Origin of the sequence: Aeromonas sp. (assembly GCF_050633025.1) — a bacterium.
GTDB lineage: Bacteria > Pseudomonadota > Gammaproteobacteria > Enterobacterales > Aeromonadaceae > Aeromonas.
The window spans coordinates 1-12,470 of record NZ_JBODRQ010000026.1 but is presented as its reverse complement, the minus strand read 5'-3'; the positions used below and the strand labels follow the sequence as shown (position 1 = coordinate 12,470).

12 protein-coding genes, 1 tRNA gene and 1 riboswitch are annotated in these 12,470 nt (G+C 59.8%); of the genes, 1 reads left to right on the top strand and 12 read right to left on the bottom strand.

Annotation, left to right across the window (positions count from 1 at the left end; all coding sequences use genetic code 11):
- Nucleotides 1-13: 13 nt before the first annotated feature.
- Nucleotides 14-99, top strand: a riboswitch (cyclic di-GMP riboswitch).
- A 54-nt stretch (nt 100-153) separates the two neighbouring features.
- A complete protein-coding gene (locus ACRAUW_RS05680) occupies nt 154-2,343 on the top strand; it encodes an immunoglobulin-like domain-containing protein (protein WP_431361508.1) in 2,190 nt (729 codons plus the stop codon).
- Nucleotides 2,344-2,517: 174 nt separating this feature from the next.
- On the opposite strand, the gene hemB is transcribed toward ACRAUW_RS05680, so the two are convergent.
- The 12 genes from hemB to ACRAUW_RS05620 form a co-directional block, all read right to left on the bottom strand.
- Nucleotides 2,518-3,534, bottom strand: a complete 1,017-nt coding sequence (hemB, locus tag ACRAUW_RS05675) for a porphobilinogen synthase (RefSeq protein ID WP_431361507.1) — start codon at nt 3,532-3,534, stop codon at nt 2,518-2,520.
- Between the two features lie 3 nt (nt 3,535-3,537).
- Nucleotides 3,538-4,323 carry a TatD family hydrolase gene (locus ACRAUW_RS05670; RefSeq protein WP_429214638.1) on the bottom strand — a complete coding sequence of 262 codons (786 nt, stop codon included), beginning with the start codon at nt 4,321-4,323 and terminating at the stop codon, nt 3,538-3,540.
- 111 nt (nt 4,324-4,434) lie between these two features.
- Complete coding sequence (tatC, locus tag ACRAUW_RS05665) at nt 4,435-5,190, bottom strand: twin-arginine translocase subunit TatC (protein ID WP_431361506.1); 756 nt, start codon at nt 5,188-5,190, stop codon at nt 4,435-4,437.
- Entirely contained in the window at nt 5,187-5,645 is a 459-nt protein-coding gene (tatB, locus tag ACRAUW_RS05660; protein WP_431361505.1) for a Sec-independent protein translocase protein TatB, read from the bottom strand. The genes tatC and tatB overlap by 4 nt, the downstream gene beginning before the upstream one ends.
- Nucleotides 5,646-5,648: 3 nt before the next feature.
- The gene (tatA, locus tag ACRAUW_RS05655) at nt 5,649-5,900 is read right to left on the bottom strand and encodes a Sec-independent protein translocase subunit TatA (protein ID WP_431361504.1); all 252 of its coding nucleotides are present in this window, start codon (nt 5,898-5,900) and stop codon (nt 5,649-5,651) included.
- A 42-nt stretch (nt 5,901-5,942) separates the two neighbouring features.
- Nucleotides 5,943-7,583, bottom strand: coding sequence for a ubiquinone biosynthesis regulatory protein kinase UbiB (gene ubiB, locus ACRAUW_RS05650; protein ID WP_431361503.1), 1,641 nt, complete (start codon nt 7,581-7,583; stop codon nt 5,943-5,945).
- On the bottom strand, nt 7,583-8,191 hold the full coding sequence (locus ACRAUW_RS05645; protein ID WP_431361502.1) for a ubiquinone biosynthesis accessory factor UbiJ: 609 nt from the start codon (nt 8,189-8,191) through the stop codon (nt 7,583-7,585). The genes ubiB and ACRAUW_RS05645 overlap by 1 nt, the downstream gene beginning before the upstream one ends.
- Before the next feature lie 8 nt (nt 8,192-8,199).
- Nucleotides 8,200-8,952, bottom strand: coding sequence for a bifunctional demethylmenaquinone methyltransferase/2-methoxy-6-polyprenyl-1,4-benzoquinol methylase UbiE (gene ubiE, locus ACRAUW_RS05640; protein ID WP_005342396.1), 753 nt, complete (start codon nt 8,950-8,952; stop codon nt 8,200-8,202).
- A 65-nt stretch (nt 8,953-9,017) separates the two neighbouring features.
- Nucleotides 9,018-9,395, bottom strand: coding sequence for a fluoride efflux transporter CrcB (gene crcB, locus ACRAUW_RS05635; RefSeq protein ID WP_005339378.1), 378 nt, complete (start codon nt 9,393-9,395; stop codon nt 9,018-9,020).
- A 95-nt stretch (nt 9,396-9,490) separates the two neighbouring features.
- The gene (locus tag ACRAUW_RS05630; RefSeq protein WP_106844567.1) at nt 9,491-10,756 is read right to left on the bottom strand and encodes a cytosine deaminase; all 1,266 of its coding nucleotides are present in this window, start codon (nt 10,754-10,756) and stop codon (nt 9,491-9,493) included.
- Nucleotides 10,750-11,994 (bottom strand): cytosine permease, encoded by a 1,245-nt coding sequence (gene codB / locus ACRAUW_RS05625; RefSeq protein WP_431361501.1) that lies wholly within the window; start codon nt 11,992-11,994, stop codon nt 10,750-10,752. Before codB ends, ACRAUW_RS05630 begins: the two co-directional genes overlap by 7 nt.
- 240 nt (nt 11,995-12,234) lie before the next feature.
- Nucleotides 12,235-12,310, bottom strand: a tRNA-Thr gene (locus tag ACRAUW_RS05620).
- Nucleotides 12,311-12,470 lie beyond the last annotated feature (160 nt).

Genomic DNA, 12,470 nt, shown 5'->3' with positions numbered 1-12,470 from the left:
CTGCACAGAAATCGGGTGAAAAAGGCAAAGTGACCCGAAAGGGCGCGACGCAAAGCCACCGGTCTAAGGGAAAACACCTATGACAGCGGGGCTGCCCCCGGGAGAGTTCAGCCATAGCTGGACGCTCCGTTTGTAATGTATGGAGATATCAAGATGAACAAATTGAAGTTATCCCTGCTGGGCTGCCTGCTCGGCATGGGCGCCCCCATGGCGCAGGCCGCCTCGGCCGGTCAGGCCATGGTCAATCCCCAATCCGGTGTCGTAGTGGGTTACTGGCACAACTGGTGTGACAGCTCGGGCTACAAGGGCGGTATAGTCCCCTGCGTCAAGCTCGATCAAGTCAACCCGCAATACAACGTGGTCGATGTCTCCTTCATGAAGGTCTATGGCAGCGATCCCATCCCCACCTTCAAACTCGACCCGGCCATCGGCATGAGTGAAAGCCAGTTTATCGAGCAGATTGCAGAGCTGAACCGTCAGGGCCGTTCCGTGCTGCTAGCGCTGGGCGGTGCCGATGCACACATCGAGCTGCGCAAGGGTCAGGAGCAGGCCTTTGCCAACGAGATCATCCGTCTGGTGGAGACCTATGGCTTCGACGGGCTGGATATCGATCTGGAACAGGCCGCCATCACTGCCGCCGACAACCAGACCGTGATCCCGGCGGCCCTGCGTCTGGTCAAGGATCACTACCGCGCCCAAGGGAAAAACTTCCTCATCACCATGGCGCCGGAGTTCCCCTACCTGACCGCCAGCGGTCTCTATACCCCCTATCTGCGGGCGCTGGAAGGCTACTACGACTGGATCAATCCCCAGTTCTACAACCAGGGTGGCGACGGTATCTGGATCGACCGGGTAGGCTGGATCGCCCAGAACAACGATGCCCTGAAAGAAGAGTTCATCTACTACATGGCGGACTCGCTGATCAACGGCAGCCGCGGCTACTACAAGATCCCTCACGACAAGCTGGTATTCGGCATCCCGACCAATATCGATGCGGCCGCCACCGGTTACGTCAAGAATCCGCAGGATCTCTTCGATGCCTTCAACAAGCTGAAGAGCCAGGGTCAGCCCCTGCGCGGCGTGATGACCTGGTCCATCAACTGGGACATGGGTCGCAACGCGGCCGGTCAGGCTTACAACGAAGCCTTCATCAAGAGCTACGGCCCCTTCATCCACGATCAGAACATCACCCCGCCGGACGAAAACGGCAAGCCGGTGTTCAGTGGCCTGAGTGATGCCCGCGTCAAGCACGGCACCCGCTTTGACCCGCTGGCCGGCGTCAGCGCCAGCGACAAGGAAGATGGCGATCTGACCGGTCAGATCCAGGTGGAAGGTTCGGTAGAGAGCCAGCGCATCGGCCTCTATCCCCTCACCTACAAGGTGAGCGACAGCGACAACCAGACCACCGAGCAGGTTCGCACCGTCGAGGTCTACAGCATGAAGCCGATCTTTACCGGTATTGCGGACACTACTATCGAGCTCGGTACGCCGTTCAACGCCATGGCCGGCGTCAGCGCCCACGATGAGGAAGATGGCGATCTGACCGCCAACATTCAGGTCAGCGGCAACGTCGACAGCAGCAAGGTTGGCCGCTACACCCTCACCTATCAGGTGAGCGACAGTGCCAACCAGCAGGTGACCCAACTGCGCAACGTGACCGTCAGGGAGCAGGGTGCCATCTGTCAAAACAGCTGGGATGCCAAGAAGGTCTATGTGGGCGGCGACATCGTCAGCCACAACGGCAAGAACTGGCTGGCAGGCTGGTGGACCCAGAACGAAGAGCCGGGCACCACAGGTGATTGGGGCGTCTGGCGCGTACAGGGCGACAGCGACTGCGGCGGCACAACACCACCCGCCGAAGGCAGCAGCGACTTCACTGTCGGCGCCATGGGTTCCGACTACACCATAGTTAACGGTCAGGTCTCCATCCGCTTCAACATCACCACCGCCAACCCGGTACAGATCACCGCGACTCTGGAGCAGAGCGGCCGCAACCACGGTACCACCAGCAGCCAGGTGAACGGCACCAGCACCCTGGTACTGCAGGGCAGCAATGTCACCGATGGCAGCTACGACGTTGTGATCAACGGTCGGGCAGATGGCCAGCAGCCGGTGGTACAGCGCTTCCCGGTTGCGCTGACCGAAGAGAGCAGCGGCGGTGGCGAGGATGACTACCCGGTCTACGCCCCCAACACCGGCTATCAGGCCGGTGATCGGGTCAGCAATGCCGGTGGCAACTACGAGTGTAAACCCTGGCCCTACAGCGGCTGGTGTAGCGGCTCGACCAGCCACTATGCGCCGGGTACCGGCTCTGCCTGGAGCGATGCCTGGACCAAGCTGTAATCAGCGGGTCATAAAAAAGGGAGCCGTGCCTCAGCCACTATGCATCAACCGCGACCGGCTCTGCCTGGAGCGATGCCTAGATAAAGCTGTAATCATCCGCTCGTTACCAAAAGAGAGCAATAACGACAGAGGGGGAGCCATCGGCTCCCCCTCTCGTTTATCTATTCAACCCGCTTAGCGGGCATCTTCCTTCAGCCACTGCGCCACGCGCTTGGCGAAGTAGGTGAGGATGCCGTCGGCACCGGCCCGCTTGAAGCAGAGCAGGGACTCCATGATGGTCTCCTTCTCTTTCAGCCAGCCGTTCTGGATCGCCGCCATGTGCATGGCATACTCGCCGCTCACCTGATAGGCGAAGGTCGGCACACCGAACTGATCCTTCACCTGACGAACCACGTCCAGATAGGGCATGCCCGGCTTGACCATCACGCTGTCGGCCCCCTCCGCGATGTCGAGCGCCACTTCGTGCAGGGCTTCGTTGCTGTTGGCCGGATCCATCTGGTAGGTGGCCTTGTTGCTCTTGCCAAGGTTGCCGGCAGAACCGACCGCATCGCGGAACGGGCCGTAGTAGCAGGAGGCGTACTTGGCGGAGTAGGCCATGATCTGGGTGTTGATGAAGCCGTTCTCTTCCAGCGCGGCACGGATGGCACCGATGCGGCCATCCATCATGTCGGACGGCGCCACGATATCGACCCCGGCCTCGGCGTGGGAGAGCGCCTGCTTGATCAGGATCTCGGTGGTGATGTCGTTCAGCACATAGCCTTCATCATCGATGATGCCGTCCTGACCGTGGGTGGTGAACGGATCGAGCGCCACGTCGGTGATCACCCCGAGCTCCGGGAAGCGGGCCTTGAGGGCGCGTACGGTGCGCTGGGCCAGCCCGTCCGGGTTGTAGGCCTCTTCCGCCATCAGGCTCTTGCTCTCCAGCGGGGTCACCGGGAACAGGGCAATCGCGGGGACGCCGAGTTCAACCAGTTCGGCAGCCTCCTCCAGCAGCAGATCGATGGAGAGACGCTCCACCCCCGGCATGGAAGGGACGGCTTCCCGACGGTTCTCCCCCTCCAGCACGAACACCGGATAGATGAGATCGTTGACGGTCAGTACGTTCTCGCGCACCAGACGACGGCTGAAATCATGTTTGCGCAGACGGCGCAGGCGGCGGCCCGGAAAGGCGCCCGGAAGAGTTGTAGCCATGAATCACTCCTGGAGAGGAAGTTGGAAGAACGCGGCGGAGGTGGCCCGGGTGTGGGCCAGCAAGGCCTCGGGCGCTTCACCACGACAGGCCGCCACCACCTGGGCGATGTGCGGCAAAAAAGCGGGTTCGTTGCGTTTCGGGCGAGGTTTCAGATCCCGCGGCACCAGATAGGGGGCATCGGTCTCGATCATCAGCCGACCGGCCGGAATGCGGGCCACCTGCTCGCGCAGCAGCTGGCCGCGGCGTTCGTCGCAGAGCCAGCCGGTCACCCCGATATGCAGCCCCAATGCCAGACACTCGTCCAGCTCTTCATCGGAGCCGGTGAAGCAGTGCAGCACGGCTCCCGGCAGCCTGGGCAACCAGGGACGGAGGATTTCGATAAAACGGGCGTGCGCATCGCGGCAGTGGAGAAACACCGGCATCCCGAGCTCGGCAGCCAGTGCCAGCTGGGCGTCGAACACAGCGTCCTGCACCGGACGGGGAGAGAAATCGCGGTTGTAGTCGAGGCCGCACTCGCCGATAGCCACCACCTGCGGCAAGGCCGCCAGCTCGCGCAGGGCGGGCAGGGTCGCCTCATCGACACTCTTGGCATCGTGGGGATGGACCCCGGCGGTGGAGAAGCAGTAGCCCGGCCAGCGGGCGGCCAACTCTGCGCTCTCGCGGCTGCCGTCCAGATCGGTACCGGTCAGGATCAGCGCTTCCACTCCGGCGGCGCGGGCACGGGCCACCAGCTCAGGCTGTTCACCGGCGAACTGGCTACTGGTCAGGTTTAAACCGATATCGATCATGGGATGAGGCGTTCCAGACAAAAGGAATACATATCAGGTATTTGAAAACCATCTACCGAATGGGGTCTTACCATACGCCTCGAACGGGAGCATGAAAAGAGGAAGGGAGCCTTAGCTCCCCTCTTCAGTCTGTTCCTGCTTATCTTCGCTCTCTTCTTTCACGTAGAAGCGGGCGAAGAACAGACCTATCTCCCACAGCGCCCACATCGGGATGGCAAGCAGGGTCTGTGAGAAGACATCAGGCGGCGTCAGCAGCATGCCGACCACAAACACCCCGACGATAACGTAGGGACGTTTCTCCTTCAGGTTTTGCGGTGTAGTCACGCCGGTCCAGCATAGCAGTATAGTGGCCACCGGAATTTCAAACGCCACCCCGAACGCGAAGAACAGGGTCAGTACGAAGTCCAGATAGCTGGCGATGTCGGTTGCCACCGTCACCCCGGCAGGGGCGGTACTGGTGAAGAAACCGAATACCAACGGGAACACCACGTAGTAGGCGAACGCCATCCCCGCATAGAACAGCAATGCACTGGAGACCACCAGCGGCATGATCAGGCGCCGTTCATGCTGGTACAGACCGGGGGCAATAAAGGCCCAGGCCTGATAGAGCAGATAGGGGATCGCCACGAAGAAGGAGACCACCAGCGTCAGCTTGATAGGCGTCAGGAAGGGGGTCGCCACATCCGTCGCGATCATGCTGGTCCCTGCCGGCAGCTGGCTGAGCAGCGGCTGGGCCACGAAGTCGTAGATGTTGTTGGAGAAGTAGATCAGCGCCAGAAACACCAGCAGGATGGCAGCCAAGGCACGCATCAATCGACTTCTCAGCTCAATCAGATGGCTGATCAGGGGTTGCTCGGCCTGACTCATGGCTTCACCTCCCCTTTGCTGACTGGCTCGTTCACGACTTCATGCGCCTGCTGGCTGTTGACCGGCTGCACATCGTGGTTCAGCTGCACCGCAGGCCCCACCGATGTGGCAGGTTCAACCTGAGCGACCGGCTCGGGGCGTGGCGGACGGATCTCGTTCTCCACCTGATAGGGGCGATTGACCGACTGGGCCGCCGCCTTGAGCTGTTCGATGGACTCCTGCAGCTCGGGGCTCAAATTGCTCATCTGCAACTGTTCGGCCTTTTTCAGGTCGTTGTGCAGCTCTTGCAACTTGAGCTCCTGCTCCAGCTCGGACTTGACCGAGTTCGCGGTCGAACGAACGAGGCGGATCCAGTGGGTAGCCGTGCGGATGGCAACCGGCAGCCGCTCGGGCCCCAGTACCACCAGTGCTACCACACCGATAACGACCAGCTCCCAAAAACCGATATCGAACATGGCTTAGGCCTGGTCTTTGTCTTTCTGCTTGGCGGCCTCACTGCTCTGAGTGGCCGCTTCATTCAGCTGTTTCGGGGGAAACTCGGCATCTTTCTGCTCGGCCCTGGCATCAGCCGGCTCGTCGGAGAGGGCTTTCTTGAACCCTTTGACCGCAGCCCCCAGATCACCGCCAATGCCGCGCAGTTTCTTGGTACCGAACAGCAACACGACGATGACTGCGATGATCAACAATTGCCAAATACTGATACCACCCATGATTTTCTCTCCATAACTGGCGCCGGATGGCGCGGTTGTTGATTAATGGGAACGGGTTCGCCACCAGCCGACCAGCCAGCAGAGCCCGGCACCGGTGAGGCTAATTTGACCCCACTCGATGTATTGCTTTTGGGTCAGCAAGAATACACCCACCAATAGCAGGCTGGCTCCAACCCCTAAGAGGTAGCGGGCCTGCCCCTGCCGACGGCTGTGACGGCGGAACTCGGCAAACATCTGGTCGAAATGACGCTGCTGATGACGGGTCTGACGCAGGGTCTCATAGACCAGCTCCGGCAGCTCCGGCAGCTTCTCCGCCCAGAATGGCGCCTTCTCCTTGATGGCGTTCAATACCGACTTGGGCCCGACCTGTTCGTGCATCCAGTTTTCGAGGAACGGCTTGGCGGTCTGCCACAAATCGAGCTGCGGGTAGAGCTGACGCCCCAACCCTTCCACATAGAGCAGCGTCTTCTGCAGCAGCACCAGCTGCGGCTGCACCGTCATATGGAAGCGACGCGCGGTGTTGAACAGGTTGAGCAGCACGTGGCCGAACGAGATCTCGGAGAGCGGCTTCTCGAAGATGGGCTCCAGCACGGTGCGGATGGCGAACTCGAACTCATCCACCTTGGTGTCTGCCGGTACCCAGCCCGACTCCACGTGCAGCTCCGCCACCCGGCGATAGTCACGGTTGAAGAAGGCGAGGAAATTCTCCGCCAGATAGCGTTTGTCTTCCCGATTGAGGGTGCCGACGATGCCGCAGTCGATGCCGATCCAGAGCGGGTTTTCCGGATGTTCGTAAGAGACGAAGATGTTGCCCGGGTGCATATCGGCGTGGAAGAAGCTGTCGCGGAACACCTGGGTGAAGAAGACCTCTACCCCGCGCTCGGCCAGCAGCTTCATGTTGGTGCCGTTGGCTTCCAGCGCAGGAATGTCGGAGACCGGAATACCGTAGATCCGCTCCATCACCAGCACCTGCTCGCGGCAGAGGTCGGTGATGATTTCAGGCACATAAAGCGCCTCGGAGCCGGTGAAATTGCGGCGCAGCTGGATGGCATTGGCCGCTTCACGCATCAGATTGAGCTCGTCGAGGATAGTCTTGCGATACTCCTCCACCACCTCGATGGGGCGCAGTCGCGCGCTCTGGGGCACAAAACGTGCCACCAGACGGGCCAGCGCCTGCATCAGCCGCAGGTCAGCCTCGATGACAGGCTCGATATCGGGACGGATCACCTTGATGACGATCTCGCGGCCACTCTCCTTCAGGCGGGCGGTATGCACCTGCGCGATGGAAGCCGACGCCAGCGGCGTCTCGTCGAAGTCGTCAAACAGGGTTTCGATGGGACAACCCAGGCTCAGCTCGATCTGCTGGCGCGCCGCCTGACCACAGAAGGGGGGCACCCTGTCCTGCAGCAGGGCCAGCTCCTCGGCGATGTCCGGCGGCAGCAAGTCACGCCGGGTCGAGAGCATCTGGCCAAATTTGATGAAGATGGGGCCGAGCGCCTCAAAGGCAAGCCGGATGCGAGCGCCACGGCTGAGATCAGGTTGCTTGTTCTTGATCCAGAACAGGGAGCGACGGGCCAGACGACCCGGCCAGGGTTGATAGCGAGCGGGCACCAACTCGTCGATGCCCTGCTCCAGCAAGATGGTGATGATGCGATAGAGGCGTTTGAACTCCTTCGGGGTCATCAGGCCACCTGCTGTTCGAGTCGAGCCAGCCGCAGTTCGACGGCCTTGAGCTGCTGGGCCAGCACCTCGACGTCATCGTTGAAACTCGCCACTTCCAGCGGGCCGGGGGCGAGGCGGGCCTCTTCGGTCAGATATTCCGCCAGCTGGCTGCGGGTGCGGCACAGCTCACGGCCGACCAGACGACGCGCCTGACGGGCACCACTGAACAGGGTGTGGGCCAGCACGTCGCCGGTATAGCGCGACAGCTCTTCTTCCCAGTCGATATCCAGCTCACCCAGCAGCACGCTGAATGCCTGCACCAGCTGGGGATCACCGCTCAGATCCAGCTTCTCCTCGCGGATATAGCGGGTCAGGGCGGACGGATCTTTCAGCAGACCGAGGGCGGTCAGCGACAGGCTGAGCACCGCATCGGCCTCCCCTTCATGCTGGGCCAGCACATCCAGTCGACGCTCGGAGAAGACGAACCAGAGCGGCTTGAGTTCACGCAGCTCCAGCTTGAGCACCTTGCCCACCAGTTTGCGCAGCCGCTCCGGGCTCTGTTTGTCCAGCGCCAGCAACTGGTTGAGGCTGGTTTCGATCACCGCGGTGACCATGGCATCCATCGGCATAGGCAACCTTAAAACTTGTAACCGCGGTGCAGGGCGACCACACCCTGAGTCAGATTGAAATACTCCACCTGCTCGAAACCGACATTTTCCATCATGCCAGCCAGGGTCTGCTGATCCGGGTGCATGCGGATGGACTCTGCCAGATATTTGTAGCTTTCACTGTCGTTCGCGACGATTTCGCCCATTTTCGGCAGCAGTTTGAAGGAGTAGAGGTCATAGAGCTTGGCGATCACTTCACTGACCGGCTTGGAGAACTCCAGCACCAGCAGACGGCCACCCGGCTTGAGCACCCGGAACATGGAGGCGAGCGCCTTGTCCTTGTCGGTGACGTTGCGCAGGCCGAAGCCGATGGTAATCACGTCGAAGTGGTTATCCGGGAAGGGGAGCGCCTCGGCATTGGCCTGCACGTAGGAGACGTTGTTGGCGACCCCCAGATTGCGCAGCTTATCGCGACCCACTTTCAGCATGGAGTCGTTGATATCCGCCAGCACCACCTGACCGGTCTCGCCAACGATGCGGGAGAACTTGGCGGTCAGATCGCCGGTACCACCGGCCAGATCCAGCACCTTCTGTCCCTTGCGCACACCGGAACAGTCGATAGTGAAGCGCTTCCACAGGCGGTGGATGCCGAACGACATCAGATCGTTCATCAGATCATACTTGGCTGCCACCGAATGGAAGACACCTGCTACCAGAGTTTCCTTCTCGGTCGCGGCCACGGTTTTAAAGCCAAAATGCGTTGTCGTTGCTTGTTCTGACATCCCTTAAACACCCATAGAGCAAAGAATGGCCGCCAGTTTACCAGAGCCACTGGCGTCCGGACACCTTAAACCCGGCTCGCAACCAACTGCATGCCCAGCACCACCATGGCCAGACAGAGGAAGAGATTGAGACCGATATTGAGCAGCGCTTTCAGATAGGCCCCATGTTGAGCCAGCACTACCGTATCGAGGGCAAAGGAAGAGAAAGTAGTCAGGGCACCAAGGATCCCCACCATCAGCAGCGGCTTCATCGGGTGTTCTACCACATGACCGTGACTGATGAGGGCGAATGCCACCCCCATGATGAAAGAGCCCACCACGTTGACCACCAGAGTCCCGTAAGGAAAGTGGCGCCCCAGCAGCAAGGCCATCAGTTCGGCAATCCCAAAACGAAGGCAGGCGCCGATGGCGCCCCCTGCAGCAACATAGAACCAGGTTTGCATTGTGTCACTCCCTCAGGGTCAGGTCGCCATTATGTCGCAATGGCGGCCCTTGTGCCCAGAGGCGGAACTAATCGTCCTCCAGCCTGATTGAAATCTCAGCGGCGAAAATCGATGGGCTCGGGCTCACCCAGCACGATTTCGGTTTGGGCCGGCCTGGTCTGGGCAATCACCTTGCCGTGACGGATTGAATAGCGCACCGGCACTTGACGGCGCACCGCATCGAAGCCGTTGTCGGCGGGCAGGATCAACAGGTTGGCCGGTTTGCCCACCTCGATACCATAGCGATCCTGCACATTCAGGGTGCGGGCGCTGTGGCTGCTGATCAGCTTCAGCCCATCGTTGATCTGCTCGTAACCCATGATCTGGCAGACATGCAGCCCCATGTGCAGCACTTGCAACATGTTGGCGGTGCCCATGGGATACCAGGGATCGAACACGTCATCGTGACCGAAACAGACGTTGATGTTCGCCTCCAGCATCTCCTTCACCCGGGTAATGCCGCGGCGTTTGGGATAGGTATCGAACCGCCCCTGCAGGTGAATGTTCACCAGCGGATTGGCCACGAAGTTGATGTCCGCCATCTTCAGCAGCCGGAACAGGCGGGAAGCATAGGCGCCATTGTAGGAGTGCATTGCGGTAGTGTGACTGGCAGTGACACGGTGGCCAATACCCCGCTCGTAGGCCAGAGTTGCCAGCGTCTCGATAAAGCGAGACTGTTCATCATCGATCTCGTCGCAGTGCACATCGACCAGAACCTGATACTTCTCGGCAAGATCGAAGATGTAGTGCAGACTTTCGACCCCATATTCCCGAGTGAACTCGAAGTGAGGGATCGCGCCAATCACGTCGGCACCCAGCTTGAGCGCCTCCTCCAGCAGTGCCTTGCCGTTGGGGTAGGAGAGGATCCCCTCCTGCGGGAAGGCGACGATCTGCAGCTCGACCCACTCCTTCATCTCCTCCCGCACCTCCAGCATCGCCTTGAGCGCCACTAGATTGGGATCGGAGACATCGACGTGAGTACGGACAAACTGGATGCCGTTGGCGATCTGCCACTTCAGCGTCTGGATGGCGCGCTGTTTCACATCCTCATGGGTCAGCAGCGCCTTGCGCTCGGCCCAGCGCTCGATCCCCTCGAACAGGGTACCGGAGAGGTTCCAGCTCGGCTCGCCGGCCGTCTGGGTGGTATCGAGGTGAATATGGGGTTCGATAAAGGGAGCAATCGCCAGACCGCCCTCCCCGTCCAGCACCCGACCGGCGACGGCATGTTCGTCATGGGGTTCGATGGCGGTGATGACCCCATCCTGACAGCGGATCTGCCACAATCCTTCCCGATCGGCCAAACGAATATGTTGAATCAGCATTTGTTAGCTTCCTGTACCAGAACCGGCCGCTGGGTGAGGCGAACCAGAATGAAATAGGTGAAGGCGGCGCCCAATACCGCGTTGAGTGGCACTATGCCCGGCAGCCACTTGCCGACAGCCACCCCGACTGCCGTGGCGACCAGCGCCTGCCAGCGCACCGTCTCGAACTGCTGATCGGCAAATTGACGGTAACGCTCACGATTGAGCAGGAAATCCATGATGATAATGCCACCGATCGGCGGAATTGCCGTACTCAAAAAGGCCAGCCAACCGACAAAGTTGTTGTAGAGCCAGAGGGAGCAAGCCGTACCAATCAATCCATTGATCACGCTGAGCGGCTTGCTCTTGAGGCCGGTAATGTTGGCAAAACCAAGACCCGAAGCGTAGAGCGCATTGTCGTTTGTGGTCCAGATATTGAGACCCAGTACCAGAATGGCGGGGATCAGCAGCCCCTGCATCAACATCACTTCCGAGATATCGGCCTGACCGGTCACGGCCGCGCCGGCTGCACCGAAGACGAACATCAGAGTGTTGCCCAAAAAAAACGCCACCATGGTGATCATGACGGCGCCCCAGGGTTTGCGACCAAATCGAACAAAGTCGGCGGTCAGGGTTCCTGCGCTAATAAAGGAACCGACCACCATGGTCAACGCAGTGGTGAACTCGATGGGATTGCTTGGTTGTACCTGCTGCAGCGCAGCCATGCCACCGGTCGAGGTCACTGCCAGCCAGACCGAGTAGCCGCCGAGCAGTGCAATGGCCGGTACGGCCACAAAGCTCAACACCATCAGAGCGGAGATCCCTAAGTAGACGGTCACCGTCATCAGAATGCCCGAAATGGCGATGAGCCAGTTCACATCGATGCCGGTCGCCTTCTGCACCGGCAGCGCAAACATGGCGACGCCGACACCGAACCAGCCAACCTGAGTGCCGCCCAGCAACAGGGATGGCAGCCAGGAACCTTTCACCCCAAACGAGTAACGGGCCAGCAGATGGGTAGAGAGACCGGTTGAAGCACCGATATAGCCGAGACAGGCGGTGTAGATACCCAGCAGCAAGTTGCCGAGCAGTACCGCCTTGATGAAATCATCGAACACCAAGCCGGTGCCCAGCGCACCGCCGGTCCACATGCTGGCAGAGAAGAAGGTCAGGCCGAGCATCACCAGCATCAACGACAGCACACCTTTGCGCCCTTTGGCGGGAACCGCCCCCAAACAGTATTCGTTATCCTGCGCCATGCTTTTTCTCCACGTAATAGGCAAAACGCGCCGGATTTTACATGTAAAACGTTTTACGTCAATCAAACCATGATGAATATCGCGATATTAATAGCTTTTGTGGTCAAATGAACCACAAAAATAGCGTTCGATGGGGAAGTATGAAACCCTAAAAAATGGGGAGCAGCAGAGAATATAGTGCCGTTTTGCCGAGAGGCAAATGCAAAAAAGCCTCCCTTTTCAGGGAGGCTTTTGCTTTAATGGTGCTGATACCCAGAGTCGAACTGGGGACCTCATCCTTACCAAGGATGCGCTCTACCAACTGAGCCATATCAGCACACTAACCGGTAAAGACCGCACTGTGTGCGCTATCTAAATCTTTTGTCCAACACAACCTGACGTTGTATCGCGACCAACCACATCGCTGTAGTTGCTTAATTGATGCCTGGCAGTGTCCTACTCTCGCATGGCGAATGCCACACTACCATCGGCGCTAC